The following is a 13,356-nucleotide window of genomic DNA, read 5'->3' on the forward strand; positions in this document are numbered from 1 at the left end:
CGTTTCAGCGCTCCAGGAAGGCGTCCATGATCGCGGTCGGCTTGCCGCCGCGGTCAAAGGCGCCCATCGGATAGCCCTTCCAGTCGTAAGCCTCGGGCTCCCAATAAAACACGCCGCGTCCCATGCCGCCATCGACGGCGCGCGCCTTGGCGATCAGGTCGGCGATGACCGCCTTGCCGTCCGGGTGGTCCCAGGGCACGCCGACCTCCGACAGGATCACCGGCTTGCCATAGCGGTGCACCATGTCGTTGAGGTTGGCGAGGCAGGCGGCCGTGGCGCTTTGCCACGTGTGGTTCTTTGCGGTCGTCGGGTACGACGACACGCCGATCATGTCGAAGCGCGCGCCGTGCGCCTTCAGGCCGTCGAAGTTCCAGCGGAACGTGGCGTTGTCGTGGCAGTTGTCGACATGGACGATCACGATCGCGTCCGGGAACACCTGCTTGACGGCGCCGTAGCCGCTGTCGACGAAGCGCGCGTAGTTGTCCATGTGCTTCGTTGCGTCGCCTTCGGGCCACAGCAGGCCGGTCCGGGTCTCGTTGCCGACCTGGACCCAGGTGGGCGTGACGCCCGCATCGCGCAGGGCGATCAGCACGGAGCGCGTGTGCGCCGCGACGGCGTCGGCCAGTTGCGGCACGGTGTAGCCGGCCCAGGCCTTCGGTTTCGTCTGCTGCTGCGGGTCGGCCCAGGAATCGCTGTAATGGAAATCGATCATGACGCGCATGCCGGCGGCTGTGGCGCGCTTCGCTTTCGCGACGACGTCCGCCGTGCCGTTCCAGCCGTCCTGCGGGTTCACCCACGCGCGCAGGCGGATGGCGTCCATGCCCTGTTCCTTCAGGATGGCATACAGGTCGCCGGTCTTGCCGTCGCGGTTGCGGAACACCCGGCCGGCCGCTTCCATTTCGCTGACCCAGCCGACGTCGGCCCCCTTGGCGAAGTGCGTGTCGGCCGCGCGCGCGCAGGGAGCGCCGAGCACAAGACAGGCCGCGAGGGCGGAAAAGGCGTGCTTCATCGGTCTCCGTAGTCGTTATCGTTATTGTCATGCTGGCAGCAAACCGGGATTCTAGGCAGGAAAAGCCATGCGCACCCTATCCATTTTTCGCGTCACCTATGAAATATTCGTATGGCGGCAATGTTTCCGTTGAAACATCCGGTATTCATTTGACAAGGGGAAAGGAACGCAGGTCATCCAGACACTCGCACTATACTGGTCCCGTACCCGTCGATCCGGGCGGGGTTCCGGCTGACGCCGGTCGGCGTCGCCTTATTGGAATCAGGAGGTCGAGATGAGCAAAGCAACATGTATCCTGCGCGGCGTCGCGCTGGCGTGCGCGCTGTGCGCGGCCGGTTCGCCCGCGATGGCGGCAAAAGATCCGGCGCGGTGGACGCAGGGCGACAAGACCAAAGCCCAGCGCATGGCCACGCTGAAGAAGGAAATCAACGCGGCGTACGCCGAGCAGCAGACGGCGTGCAGGAAGAAATCGTCCGCCCACCGTACGTCCTGCCTGAAGGAAGCGCGCCAGATCTATCAACGCGACATGACGAACGCGCCGCGGCTGCTGGCCCAGGCCCCGCGCGGCGAGGTGACGGAGCGCGTCGTCTCCACGACGACGGCCCCGGCGACGCCTGAGCAGTCGTCCGGCAGCACTGCTTACGGCAGCTCCAGCATGGGCGCGACCGGTTCGGGCGCGGGCACCGTCGACGGCAAGGACGACGCGATGCCGCCGAGCGCGGGCCAGACGGGCGGGCTGCCGCCGCCGCGCGTGGACCCGTCGGACAACCGCGCGCCCGACCAGCCGCCGCAAGGCAGCACGGTGCCGGTCCAGCAGCAGCAACAGTAAGGGCGGTCTCGCGCCCTGGGGCGCCGAATGGTAAACTGCCGCCTTTTGCCGCAGAGGACCACGATGGCGCTTCGCGACCGCGCGCTGGAATTACTGATCGAGACGGATGCCGCTGCCAAGACGGCGGGCGTGGCCGCGCTGGCCGACGCTTGCCGCGCCGGGGCGGTGCCGCTCGACAGCGCCGCCATGCTGAAGGCGGGCGACGCGGTCATTCCCGGCCGTCCCGCGCGGCCGGAACTCGTGCCGCCGCGCCTCGTCGGCCGCCGCTCGATGGCGACGGATGAAGGCCGCGCAATGCTCGTCCACGCGCTGGCCCACATCGAGTTCAATGCCGTCAACCTCGCGCTGGACGCGATCTGGCGCTTCCCGGGCATGCCGGACGCCTACTACACGGACTGGCTGCGCGTCGCGGCCGAGGAAGCCCATCATTTCACGCTGCTGGCGGCGCATCTGCGCACGCTCGGCTGGGCCTATGGCGATTTTCCCGGCCACGACAGCCTGTGGGAGATGGTCGCCAAGACGAGCGGCGACGTCCTCGCGCGCATGGCCCTCGTGCCGCGCACGATGGAAGCGCGCGGCCTGGATGCCATCCCGCCGCTGCGCGCGAAGCTGGCGCAGGCCGGCGACGACGCGGCCGCGCGCATCCTCGACGTGCTGCTGCGGGACGAGGTGGGCCACGTGGAAATCGGCAACCGCTGGTATTTTTATCTCTGCGCCCAGCGCGGCCTGGAACCGGTCGCCACCTACGATGCGCTGACGGTGCAGTACAAGGCGCCCGTTCTGAAGGGCCCCTTCAACGTGGAAGCGCGCCGCCAGGCCGGTTTCACCGAGGCGGAGCTGGCCCGACTCGCGCATGCCTGATGCCATGGACACGCAGGGTTTCCTGCTGACGCGCCACTGGCGCGATACGGACGCCGGGGTCGAGGTCGAATTCTGGCTCGCGACGCCGGATGGGCCACGGCGCGTGCGTCTCGCGCCGCAGCCAGCCGTTGCGTTCATCCCCGCGGAGCAGGGCGACACCGCGCGGCTGCTGCTCGCACGCGAACGGGGCGCGGAACTGCGCGAGCTGTCGCTGTGCGACTTCCGCCACCGTCCCGTGCTGGGCCTGTACTGCACGCAGTACCGCCACCTGCTGCGCCTGGAAAAGCGCCTGCGCGAGCACGGTATCGACGTCTACGAAGCGGACATTCGCCCGCCCGAACGCTACCTGATGGAGCGCTTCATCATGGCGCCCGTCACGTTCACGGGCACGCCCGATCCGCACGATGCGCGGCTCGTCGTGGATGCGCGCCTGACGCCGGCGCAGGACTATCGCCCGGCGCTGTCGACCGTCTCGCTCGACATCGAGACGACGATGCAGGGTGAGCTGCGTTCGATCGCGCTGGAGGGCTGCGGCCAGCGCCAGGTCTGGATGCTTGGCCCGGCCAACGGCGATGCGTCGGGACTCGATTTCGACTACGAGGTCGTCGCCACGCGGCGCGACCTGCTCGACCGGCTGGAAGACTGGATCCAACGCTTCGACCCGGACGCGATCATCGGCTGGAACCTCGTCCAGTTCGACCTGCGCGTGCTGCAGCAGCATGCGCAGCAGATGCAACGCCCGCTGCGCCTCGGCCGCGACGGCGGCGCGATCGAATGGCGCGAACACGGCGGCCGGCAGGAGCATTACTTCGCCGGCGTCGCCGGGCGCCTCGTCATCGACGGCATCGAGGCGCTGCGCGGGGCCACGTGGAGCTTCCCGTCGTTCTCGCTGGAGCACGTGGCGCAAAGCCTGCTGGGCGAGGGCAAGGCGATCGACAATCCGTACGACCGCATGGCGGAGATCGACCGCATGTTCGCCGAGGACAAGCCGGCGCTCGCGACGTACAACCTGCAGGACTGCGTGCTCGTCACGCGCATCTTCGCGAAATCGGAGCTGATGACCTTCCTGCTGGAGCGCGCCAGCGTGACGGGTCTTTCGGCCGACCGCAGCGGCGGTTCCGTCGCCGCGTTCGAGCATGCGTACATCCCGCTGATGCACCGGCTGGGCCGCGTGGCGCCGAACATCGGCGACGTGCCGGGTGCGGACAGTCCCGGCGGGTTCGTGATGGATTCGCGCTCCGGGCTGTACGACTCGGTGCTCGTGCTGGACTATAAAAGCCTGTACCCGTCGATCATCCGCACGTTCCTGATCGATCCGGTGGGGCTCGTCGCGGGCCTCGAGGAGCCGGAAGCGGACACGGTGCCGGGCTTCCGCGGCGCGCGCTTCTCGCGCACGCAGCACTGCCTGCCCGGCATCGTCACGCGTGTGTGGCAGGGCCGCGACGCCGCCAAGCGCGAACGCAACGCGCCGCTGTCGCAGGCTTTAAAAATCATCATGAACTCGATGTACGGGGTGCTCGGCACGACGGCGTGCCGGTTCTTCGACTCGCGCCTGGCGTCGTCGATCACGATGCGCGGCCACGAGATCATGCACCGCACGCGCGAACTGATCGAGGCGCAGGGCTACCAGGTGATCTACGGCGACACGGATTCCACGTTCGTGTGGCTCGGGCGCGCGCATGCGGACGACGCCGCGGCACGCATCGGCCGCGCGCTCGTCGACCATGTGAACGCATGGTGGCGCGACCATCTGCGCAACGAACTGCGCCTGGACAGCGCGCTCGAACTCGAATACGAAACCCATTTCCGCCGGTTCCTGATGCCCACCGTGCGCGGCTCGGAAGAGGGCAGCAAGAAGCGCTACGCGGGCCTCGTGCGCCGCAAGGACGGCAACGACGACCTCGTGTTCAAGGGCCTGGAGACGGTGCGCACGGACTGGACGCCGCTCGCGCAGGCCTTCCAGCAGGAGCTGTACGGGCGCGTGTTTCGCGGCGAGCCGTACGAGGACTATGTGCGTGACTACGTGGCGCGCACCCTCCGGGGCGACATGGACGAGCAGCTCGTGTACCGCAAGCGGCTGCGCCGCCCGCTGGTGGAGTACGAACGCAACGTGCCGCCGCACGTGCGCGCGGCGCGCGCGGCCGACGAGTTCCACGTGCGCCAGGGCCGGCCCGCGCAATACCGCAACGGCGGCTGGATCCGCTACGTGATGACGACGGCGGGACCGGAACCGCTGGAGACGCTGGACACGAGCCGCACGCCCATCGACTACGAACACTACCTGACGAAGCAGCTGGAGCCCGTCGCGGACGGCATCCTGCCGTTTATGAACGACAGTTTCACGAGGCTCACCAGTCCGCAGGGCGCGCTGTTCTGATCAACCGCCGGCGCGCTTCGGCCGGTGGCCGAGCTTCGTGAGTTCTTCCATGAGGCGGTCGCAGTGGTCGCCCTGGACCTCGATCACGCCATCCTTCACGGTCCCGCCGGAACCGCACGCGGTGCGCAACGCCTTTCCCAGCGCGGCGAGGGCGGCGGCATCGAGCGCCAGGCCCTTGACGAGCGTGACGGCCTTGCCGCCCCGGCCCTTCGTTTGGCGCGCGACGCGCACGTTGCCGTCGCCGACCGGTGCCGTGCCGGTCTTGCAGGCGCACGCGGTCACCGGTTGCCGGCAGGCGGGGCACATGCGGCCGCTCTCGGTGGAATAGACGAGGCCTCCGTTCGAATGCTTCATGGTGTGTCGTGAGTGATGGCTATTCCCGTGAGTTTACCAGCCCATCCCGGTCGTGCACTAATGTAAATACGATGTTACTATCCGGCCCGGGGTTCAATGAAAACAACAGGGGGTGGTCATGCATCATGCCGGCACGTTCGATGCTGTCTTTCTCGCGATGTTCTGTGTCTGTTTCGCCATCCGCGCGCCGCTCGACATCAGGAACCGGAAGGCCAAGGCCGTCGAATCGCGCGAAGGGATGTTCGAGAAGTTCTGCCTCATGCTGGTGTTCACGGGGTCGACGACGCTGCCGTTCCTGTACCTGTTCACGCCGTGGTTCGATTTCGCCGACTACGCGGTACGGCCTGCCGTCGGCGGGCCCGGCGCCGCGCTTGGGGTGCTGGGCGTGTTCCTGTTCTGGAAATCGCACCGCGACCTGGGCCGGCAGTTCTCGCCGACGCTCGAGGTCAAGGAGGCGCACCACCTGGTCTCCGAAGGCATCTACAGCCGCATACGGCATCCGATGTACACGGCCGTGTTCCTCATCGCCACCGCGCAGCTGCTGTTGATCGGGAACGCCGTCGTGGGACCGGCGTTCCTGCTGGCATTCAGCATCCTGTATGCCGCGCGCATCGAGCACGAGGAAGACATGATGCTCGAGCATTTCGGACAAGCCTATGCCGACTACAAGGCGCGTACCAAGCGCCTGCTGCCGTCCATCAGGCAATAAGTCAGGGCCCCGGATTCGGGTTGTCCGGCAACGACGGGATCGCGCGCAGGTATTCGTAGATCGCGTACAGGTCCCGCGTCGTCATCTTGCCGACGGCCGGCCACGGCATCACCTGCAGGATCTCGCCGGCGGGGTCGTGCGGATTGTGGCCCGTGCGCAGCGTCCGCACGAATTCCTCGCGCGTGAGGCCGGCCGGGCGGCCCGCGTTGTCCGGCGTGAGGTTCGGCGCCGTGAAGGGGCCGAACTGGCGCCCGCCGGACATGTATTGCTCGGCATTCACGCGCTCGGGCTGGCCCTGGAACGGATCGCCGCCGGGCGAATACGTCGGATGCGTGTGGCAGTCGATGCAGCCCGACGTGTTGACGATGTAACTGCCCTGCCACACGAGGTTCCTCTGCTTGCCCTTCAGGTTCAGGATGACGCCGGGCGGAACGATTTCGCGGCCGCGCATGGCGCGGCTGTTGGTGTCGCTCAGTGCGGTGGCGGCGTCCATGTCGTTGTCCGGGCCGGGGCCGGGGCCGGCGGCGTACGGTGCCGCGCTGGCGGCGGCGAGGGCGAATGCAAGGCAGGTGCGGCGGGCTGCGTTCATGCTGTGTCTCCCAAGGTCGGTGGCTGAAGACGAATCAACTCAGTATAGGCGTCAATACGGAACCCGCCAGCGCGGCCCTCCTGTCCATTCTGATAGGGTCCGGGTGAGAATGCGCGCACTTTGGCGCTGGCGGCCATGGCACCATCACGGCTCGACATCGGGAGACGTGCATGACGACATCATCCAGGCCATGGATCCAGCTTGCCGCCGCCATCGCGGCCGTCGGGGCCCTCATCCACCTGGCGGCCATTCCGGCCGGACCGGCCTGGTACGCATACTTCGGCGCGCCGCCCGGCGTGGTCGACTCCGCGCGCGCCGGCACGTGGCCTGCGCCCGCGGGGGCGTTCGTCATCGCGCTGCTGATGGCGACGTGCGCCTGGTATGCCTGCGCGGCGCTGGGCGCGGTGCGCCGCCCGCCGCTGCTGCGTACGGGCCTGGCCGTGATGGCCGCGATCTGCCTCGTGCGCGCGCTGCTCCTGCCGCTGCTGGCCATGACGCATCCGGAACTGCGCAACACGTTCGAGATCGTCGCCGCTCTCCTGTGGGGCCTGGCGGGCATCGGTTTCGCGCTCAGCGTGAAAGCCACGGCAGGGCGCGGGCTATACTGACGCCACCATGCACCTGTACCGCGAATTTCCGCCGCATCCCGCGCTCGCAGACCACGTGGCCTGCCTGTGGACGAGCCACGCCGTCCCGGACGGTGCGCCCGTCCGCACGCGCGTGCTGCCCGATAACTGCATCGACATCCTGTGGCAAGATGCCTCGCCGCTGGGCAAGGTGGCGGGCATGATGTCGCGTCCGCACCATGTCGAGATGCGCGCTCCGGTGCTGACGGTGGCAGTGCGCTTCCTGCCCGGCGCCGCGCGTGCCTTCGTCGACGTCCCGCTGTCCGAATTGCAGGATGGGCATCCGGCCCTGGCCGACCTGTGGTCGCGCGCAGAGGCGGAAGCGCTGGCGGCCGGATTGTGGGAGCGCGAGCGCACGACGGCACAGCGCCTTGTCGTCATCGAACAGGCCTTGCTCGCGCGCCTGCGCACGCGCGGGCCGGCACGGGCGGACGCACTCGCGCGGGCTGCCGTCCTGCGGCTCGAGGCGAGCAGCGGAGCCGTGCGTATCGACACGCTGGCGGATGGCCTGGGCGTCACGCGCCAGCACCTCGCGACGCTGTTCCGCGAACGCGTGGGCCTGAATGCGAAGACTTTCGCCATGGTGTGCCGCTTCCGCCGCGCGCACGCGGCGCTGCGCGGCCGGAACGCCGGCGTCGACTGGGCACGCCTCGCGGGCGATTGCGGCTACTACGACCAGTCGCATCTCATCCACGCATTCCGCCAGTTCGCGGACGCCACCCCGGAATCCTTCCTGCATACCGCGCCATGATCGTCATCGCCGCCCCATCGAATCTCGGACTCCGCCCCCTGCGCCCCGGCCACGAACCCGGCACATGGCGCGCACCCGCCGCGTTGTTCGAGGCCGGCCTGCTGGACGCCGTGGGTGCCGGCGTTCCCGTCGTCATGCCGCGGCCGTCCTGGAAGCCCGGGCCCGATCCCGGCACGCGGCTGCGCAACGGCCTCGCGATGCGCGACTTCAACCTGGCGCTGGCCGACCACGTGGCGGCGGCCGGTGCGCGTGGCGAATTCGCGTTCGTCGTCGGCGGCGACTGCTCGATCCTGCTGGGGGCGCTGGCGGGCGCGCGGCGCCGCGGGCCGCTGGCGCTCGTCCACGTGGATGGCCACAGCGATTTCCGCCACCCGGGCAACTACGACCCGGACAGCATGCCGGGTGCCGTCGCGGGCATGGACCTCGCGCTGGCCACGGGCCGCGGCGAGGCGCTGATGACCGACTGGCCCGGCGTGGAGACGCCCCTGGTGCGGGATCGCGACGTCGTCCAGATCGGCGAGCGGGATGGGCGGCGTCCCGACTTTGCCTGGGCGGACGTGAACGACACCGACTTCGAACGCATCGACGTGTTTACGGCGAACGAGATCGGGCCGCGGGCGGTGCTGGAACGCACGCGGCAACGGCTGGACAAGCGCTTCTGGATCCACCTGGACGTCGACGTCCTCGACGAAGCCGTAATGCCCGCGGTCGACAGCCCGGGCGCGCCGGGCATCGCGCCGGACGATCTCGTGGCGATCCTGTCCGGCCTCGTGTCCGACCCACGCTGCATCGGCATGACCGTCACCGTGTTCGATCCCGACCTCGATCCGGACGGGCGCCATGCCCGCACGCTCGTTGGCCTGCTGGGCGGGCTGCCATTCGGGCGCTGACCAGATGCCGGCGTTGGAGCACCTAGCAGAATCGCTTAGTTGTTCTACAGGCAACAGCCGGATACACTGGGCCGTGCCGACCATCCGCTATCGGCCAGGAGCGGACCCAAAGGGATGGGGCAAAGCGTGGAGCCAACGCGCAATTTGCGTCGGCTTTACCGGACAAGGCACGCATAACTGAACCGCGACGCGTGCACTGGTTGATGAAAAGCTGTCGAGAGCGCATTCAGTTAAGGTAAGAATTCCGAACCGTAGATTTATCTCGATCGTGCGCGACGCAGAGGCATGGTGATGCAGAATTGACTAATTAAGCGAGCCATATATGACCAAGACAATCGCAATCCTCAAACGGTTTTTAGGATATTTTGTTTTCTCTTCTGTGAGCATTGGCCTGACCGGATGTGCTATGTATTCTGGCACACCTTTTGCGTCTCCAGTTTCATCCACGACAATCGGCCTCTATACGAAATTAGCCGAGAAAAATGAACCGAGCCTTAGTGGCGATATTGATGCATTTAAAAAGGATGGACATTTCCACACCGTTGCTTATATTGCCGCAATAGCGGGCTTGGAGAATAGGGCCATTGAGCTTGCTTGCTATTCACAGGCTCCGGACGAGATCAAGCGTTATAATGCGGTTCCCGTAGCGGTGTGGGGGGTAATATCGTGGGACTATCGTAGACGAATTATGGACACTCTGCACTCGTTGCATGGAGGAGATTACGCCGCAGTGGCGCGTCGTCGCTCAATTCTTCATCAACTTGTCAAGGTATCCTCTGCTAGTCGAACGCGCGATTGGGAGACCGGATTTTTGATACACGCACTCGGTGATAGTTTTGCTCATGTGCATGGCGACTTGGAAAAGCCTGAAGCATTCGGAAGTCTAGTGGGGCACGGTTTCGAATTCTTTAATGATCCCGACGAAATTTTCGGCGGAGCCGAACCGAACAAGAACTATCATAAGTACGTGGCGTATACTTCATCTCTGTTCGAAGCCTTATCGACGTCGAATAATGCTATCGGCCGGACGGCGCTGGAGTCTTTTCAAAATGGTATAGCGCAGAAAGCCCAAGCGGCTCGAGAACCGCTCGACGTTATATCCACTTTACACGCATACGGAGGCACCTTCAAGGAGCAGGAGTGCGAACGGTTATATAACGAAATAGACGATACCAAAGTGCGCGCGTTTTTGGAAGATTTAGAAAGGAAACTGGCTACTGGTTGAATTTCGTCATCGAGCTTCAGCAACATCTATACGGAGCCAAATGATGCAAGCGGGGAACATCTGCAACGGGTCGGTTGCTGCCGGTCGTGACTATCCGCGAGTCCTCCAGCTCGGCAACTTGCTATGCTGAGCCGAACGGCCGGGTTCGGCCAGAAGCAGACGCAGCGATGTATGTTACCTCAAGCGTTTTATTTGCGACCGACGGATCCGGTGCTATGACTTCACATTTCCACTTTACGCTTGAGCCTGACTGGCGAACGGCGCCGTTAGCATTCTGGGTCCACGTGCCAGTAGGTGGATCGGATACCGAGTACGTACCACTTGCTCCGGTAGAGGTATTGCATAAAGGGTTCATGATTTTGCATGTTGACGCTGCCGATGTAGATCTTCAATTCAGCTCGTTGGCACAGTTGGACCACTTCATTGAAGTAATGACGGCCAAACCGCTTCCAACCAGTCGACAGCTCTCCAGGAAGCGTGAATTACCAGTCGGCCCGAATACCCACTGGCTGAGCCGCCTTCCTGCGAGGTTGAAGGCGCCAAAGCAGCGATTGAAGCTTGTGTGCAAGCTGCTCGCTGTAAGGGAGCAATTGCCCCCTTTGGGTAGCGCATGGCACAGCTATTCGCACCTTCTGTAGCCTGTTTGATCATTCGGTCAGAGGCCGCTTTTGGTCGGGATTTGCCTGTCGTGACAGTTGGAGAGGTTTCCTCAACGGCAGCCTGTTATGCTGATCTGAACGGCCGAGACCGGCCAAGAGCAGACGTACGTTGCCCTGATTTACGTTTTGTCGAAGCGAGTTATAGCTAACTAACCGCCATGCATATTCGCTCGATTCCACTTGCACTCTTTCTCCTCGTTCCAGTTATCAGCATCGCTTCAGAAGGGATGGTTTTTGTTGCCGTTTATGAATGTGAAGCGGACGACATAAATAGAGTCATGGTCGAGGCATGCTCAGGTCAATTTCCTGGCCTATCGAAGCAAGCCAATGAGGCTCTTGCAGCATGGCGCAAGCGCAACGCAGCCAAAGCGAGCGCGGCCAAAGAAGCATGCGCCAATATGGGGGACTCGGAGAACGCATCGACGAGTGATCGCAACGCCTTCCGCAGGCTAATCACGGATAAAAAAGCAGAGATTCTCTCAAGCTTTACAGCTGATATCCGCAGGCAAGGCGCAACGCCATGCCGCGAGGCCATTAGGCAGCTACAAGCGGTCGGAGGTCCGCTTGAAATTCGCTAGAGAACATGGACTGACGGACACGGCTATCGTCCGCCAGAACGTCCGCAATGGGTCGACAGCAGCCTGTAGTGACAGTCCGCGAGTTTTCCAGCTCGACAACCTGCTATGCTGACTCGAACGGCCGAGATCGGCCAGGAGCAGACGCTCAGTAACACTCTGATCAGGACTTCATGAAATGACGGTTATTTCGCTTCTCATCAACGACTCCGCTTACGAGGACCATGTCGACAAGCTCATCCGGTTTGGCGGAAGACCGGCTGCGCCTAGCGGCATTCTTGAATGGCCTACATGCGCCTCGTGTCAGGGAAATATGCAATTTCTTGGGCAGCTTCCTGCGGGTGCACAAGATAGTTCAGAGCCATTGCTTCCCTCCGAATGACGGGGAGACACTTCGCCCGGTTTGCTACGGTGCCTCAATCGTGAATGTTGAAAGCGAAAACTATTACGATGCCCAGCAGGTTTGGGTCGGTTCAACAGGCGAGAGTGCGCGTCAGATTCTCGGGCACATCGACGGGCAACCGGACTGGCTGCAAGGCGAGGAAGTCCCTTCATGCGATCGGTGCGGTGAACCAATGTCGTTTGTCGCTCAGTTAGAGGAAGGCCCAGACTACAAAACAGCGATGAACTTTGGAGGTGGATGTGCGTACATATACCGGTGCCGCTGCGATAGACGGCAGGCCAAAATGCTCTGGCAGTGCTGACACAGCAACTCGGCTGCATAGACCGATGGCGGGGCTACTACAGGTCCGCAAGCGGCCAATAGCGGACCTTCATTTTTGATCAGAGTCCACATGAAATTCCACTTCACCTCAGGCATCTTGGCCTTGCTGATGATAATCAATGCGGTACATGCGGCTCCCGTAGTGAGCTACTTCCCCAACAAAAATATAGGGAAACTATTAGCTGACAAGTTCGATCTGGCGAGCATTCGCAGCTCATTCGGGCCACGACGGTCGCCTACGCTACGTACGCTCTCAGACTTCGGCATGAAGCCAAGCAAAACCACCGACAACGCTCTCGTGTTTGAAAGTCCCGGTGACTGGCTATACGAATTAACGATCGTTGGACGTAGAGATGTTAATGGTGATGGGATCGAAGACTTGGAGGTCTGCTTTATCGATCGTGCTTTGAACGGCGGAACCTACGACACGTCACAGGGGCTGCTGATCACTCGATACTCTGCAGAAGGTTACGCAGTTGCCTTGAGCTACAGTCTCGATGACGGCGTTTGCGAAAATTATGCTCGCTGAGTCTTGAGGACAGTCCGCTTCGGGTAGATTCCTGCCTGTCGTGACCGTTGGTGACGTTTTCGCTTCGGCAACCTGTTAAGCTGGGCCGAAAGGCCGAGATCGGCCAAAAGCGGCCACTGGAACTTTATGTGCATTATCGAACGGTCGTACTCTGTACATAACGAATCTGGATGTTTTTCGAAGTATGACAACGAAGAGTTTTTTTCAAAAGCAATCTATTGGACTCGCTGCGCTCGCCTCAACGCGTGACTGGGCAATTTTCTTAGGCGTTGTGCTCGGCTTTCTAGGTTTAGCAGAAGCCGCCTTGGCATGGTCATACTTGGACAAGGACGATCTGCAAATCATATTAATCGGCACATTCTTAGGAATGCTGCCTTCGGTTTTGATGTGCTTACCGGTGTACGGAACCGTCGACGAACTGTCACGCGATGCGCTTGAATCTTTCCTGCGGTCGAGCAAGTTCGTTCGTTATTCCGAACGAAACGAAACTCTGTTCTGTACCCAAAACACGCCCACATGGATGCGGTGGGACTCAAATCGCGTGACGATTCGGCCACTATCTAAGGGACAGTTAAGTGTAACAATGCCACTTTACTGTTATCGAATTCTTAAACAACGGAAATGAGCCGTTCAGCTGCCAACGTCCGCA

13 protein-coding genes are annotated in these 13,356 nt (G+C 63.3%); 10 read left to right on the forward strand and 3 right to left on the reverse strand.

All coding sequences use genetic code 11. The features are described from left to right. Positions 1 to 4 precede the first annotated feature (4 nt). Positions 5 to 1,009 (reverse strand): arabinogalactan endo-beta-1,4-galactanase, encoded by a 1,005-nt coding sequence (locus ACEN9H_RS13185; protein WP_413675118.1) that lies wholly within the window; start codon positions 1,007 to 1,009, stop codon positions 5 to 7. A 274-nt stretch (positions 1,010 to 1,283) separates the two neighbouring features. On the opposite strand from ACEN9H_RS13185, the gene ACEN9H_RS13190 reads away from it, so the two are divergent. From ACEN9H_RS13190 to ACEN9H_RS13200, 3 genes are all read left to right on the forward strand, one after another. Beyond that, entirely contained in the window at positions 1,284 to 1,838 is a 555-nt protein-coding gene (locus tag ACEN9H_RS13190; protein WP_413675119.1) for a hypothetical protein, read from the forward strand. A 63-nt stretch (positions 1,839 to 1,901) separates the two neighbouring features. Next, positions 1,902 to 2,699, forward strand: coding sequence for a ferritin-like domain-containing protein (locus tag ACEN9H_RS13195; RefSeq protein ID WP_413675120.1), 798 nt, complete (start codon positions 1,902 to 1,904; stop codon positions 2,697 to 2,699). After that, positions 2,692 to 5,076: a DNA polymerase II gene (locus tag ACEN9H_RS13200; RefSeq protein WP_413675121.1), complete on the forward strand. Its 2,385-nt coding sequence runs from the start codon at positions 2,692 to 2,694 to the stop codon at positions 5,074 to 5,076. Before ACEN9H_RS13195 ends, ACEN9H_RS13200 begins: the two co-directional genes overlap by 8 nt. Here the strand turns inward: ACEN9H_RS13200 and ACEN9H_RS13205 are convergent, their stop codons facing one another. Beyond that, the gene (locus ACEN9H_RS13205; protein ID WP_413675122.1) at positions 5,077 to 5,430 is read right to left on the reverse strand and encodes a translation initiation factor Sui1; all 354 of its coding nucleotides are present in this window, start codon (positions 5,428 to 5,430) and stop codon (positions 5,077 to 5,079) included. It lies immediately after the preceding gene. Between the two features lie 118 nt (positions 5,431 to 5,548). Between ACEN9H_RS13205 and ACEN9H_RS13210 the strand changes: the two genes are divergently transcribed. Then, entirely contained in the window at positions 5,549 to 6,139 is a 591-nt protein-coding gene (locus tag ACEN9H_RS13210; RefSeq protein ID WP_413675123.1) for a protein-S-isoprenylcysteine O-methyltransferase, read from the forward strand. 1 nt (position 6,140) lies between these two features. On the opposite strand, the gene ACEN9H_RS13215 is transcribed toward ACEN9H_RS13210, so the two are convergent. After that, positions 6,141 to 6,728, reverse strand: coding sequence for a hypothetical protein (locus tag ACEN9H_RS13215; RefSeq protein ID WP_413675124.1), 588 nt, complete (start codon positions 6,726 to 6,728; stop codon positions 6,141 to 6,143). 170 nt (positions 6,729 to 6,898) lie between these two features. Between ACEN9H_RS13215 and ACEN9H_RS13220 the strand changes: the two genes are divergently transcribed. The 6 genes from ACEN9H_RS13220 to ACEN9H_RS13245 all read left to right on the forward strand — a co-directional run bounded on the left by ACEN9H_RS13220 (position 6,899) and on the right by ACEN9H_RS13245 (position 12,707). Continuing rightward, entirely contained in the window at positions 6,899 to 7,336 is a 438-nt protein-coding gene (locus ACEN9H_RS13220; RefSeq protein WP_413675125.1) for a hypothetical protein, read from the forward strand. Between the two features lie 7 nt (positions 7,337 to 7,343). Then, the gene (locus ACEN9H_RS13225; RefSeq protein ID WP_413675126.1) at positions 7,344 to 8,105 is read left to right on the forward strand and encodes a DUF6597 domain-containing transcriptional factor; all 762 of its coding nucleotides are present in this window, start codon (positions 7,344 to 7,346) and stop codon (positions 8,103 to 8,105) included. Beyond that, positions 8,102 to 8,995, forward strand: a complete 894-nt coding sequence (locus ACEN9H_RS13230; protein WP_413675127.1) for an arginase family protein — start codon at positions 8,102 to 8,104, stop codon at positions 8,993 to 8,995. The genes ACEN9H_RS13225 and ACEN9H_RS13230 overlap by 4 nt, the downstream gene beginning before the upstream one ends. A 322-nt stretch (positions 8,996 to 9,317) precedes the next feature. Beyond that, on the forward strand, positions 9,318 to 10,220 hold the full coding sequence (locus ACEN9H_RS13235; RefSeq protein ID WP_413675128.1) for a hypothetical protein: 903 nt from the start codon (positions 9,318 to 9,320) through the stop codon (positions 10,218 to 10,220). Positions 10,221 to 11,037: 817 nt separating this feature from the next. Next, complete coding sequence (locus tag ACEN9H_RS13240; protein ID WP_413675129.1) at positions 11,038 to 11,457, forward strand: hypothetical protein; 420 nt, start codon at positions 11,038 to 11,040, stop codon at positions 11,455 to 11,457. A gap of 791 nt (positions 11,458 to 12,248) precedes the next feature. Beyond that, on the forward strand, positions 12,249 to 12,707 hold the full coding sequence (locus ACEN9H_RS13245; protein WP_413675130.1) for a hypothetical protein: 459 nt from the start codon (positions 12,249 to 12,251) through the stop codon (positions 12,705 to 12,707). Positions 12,708 to 13,356 lie beyond the last annotated feature (649 nt).

Origin of the sequence: Massilia cellulosiltytica (genome assembly GCF_047325105.1) — a bacterium.
Taxonomy (GTDB): Bacteria; Pseudomonadota; Gammaproteobacteria; order Burkholderiales; family Burkholderiaceae_D; genus Telluria; species Telluria orientalis.

What these genes read in the sequence shown, in the direction of transcription:
- ACEN9H_RS13215 (WP_413675124.1), bottom strand. Translation starts at nt 6,728, where the DNA reads ATGAACGCAGCCCGCCGCACCTGCCTTGCATTCGCCCTCGCCGCCGCC.
- ACEN9H_RS13195 (WP_413675120.1), top strand. Translation starts at nt 1,902, where the DNA reads ATGGCGCTTCGCGACCGCGCGCTGGAATTACTGATCGAGACGGATGCC.
- ACEN9H_RS13200 (WP_413675121.1), top strand. Translation starts at nt 2,692, where the DNA reads ATGCCTGATGCCATGGACACGCAGGGTTTCCTGCTGACGCGCCACTGG.
- ACEN9H_RS13210 (WP_413675123.1), top strand. Translation starts at nt 5,549, where the DNA reads ATGCATCATGCCGGCACGTTCGATGCTGTCTTTCTCGCGATGTTCTGT.
- ACEN9H_RS13205 (WP_413675122.1), bottom strand. Translation starts at nt 5,430, where the DNA reads ATGAAGCATTCGAACGGAGGCCTCGTCTATTCCACCGAGAGCGGCCGC.
- ACEN9H_RS13235 (WP_413675128.1), top strand. Translation starts at nt 9,318, where the DNA reads ATGACCAAGACAATCGCAATCCTCAAACGGTTTTTAGGATATTTTGTT.
- ACEN9H_RS13185 (WP_413675118.1), bottom strand. Translation starts at nt 1,009, where the DNA reads ATGAAGCACGCCTTTTCCGCCCTCGCGGCCTGTCTTGTGCTCGGCGCT.
- ACEN9H_RS13245 (WP_413675130.1), top strand. Translation starts at nt 12,249, where the DNA reads ATGAAATTCCACTTCACCTCAGGCATCTTGGCCTTGCTGATGATAATC.
- ACEN9H_RS13230 (WP_413675127.1), top strand. Translation starts at nt 8,102, where the DNA reads ATGATCGTCATCGCCGCCCCATCGAATCTCGGACTCCGCCCCCTGCGC.
- ACEN9H_RS13220 (WP_413675125.1), top strand. Translation starts at nt 6,899, where the DNA reads ATGACGACATCATCCAGGCCATGGATCCAGCTTGCCGCCGCCATCGCG.
- ACEN9H_RS13240 (WP_413675129.1), top strand. Translation starts at nt 11,038, where the DNA reads ATGCATATTCGCTCGATTCCACTTGCACTCTTTCTCCTCGTTCCAGTT.
- ACEN9H_RS13190 (WP_413675119.1), top strand. Translation starts at nt 1,284, where the DNA reads ATGAGCAAAGCAACATGTATCCTGCGCGGCGTCGCGCTGGCGTGCGCG.
- ACEN9H_RS13225 (WP_413675126.1), top strand. Translation starts at nt 7,344, where the DNA reads ATGCACCTGTACCGCGAATTTCCGCCGCATCCCGCGCTCGCAGACCAC.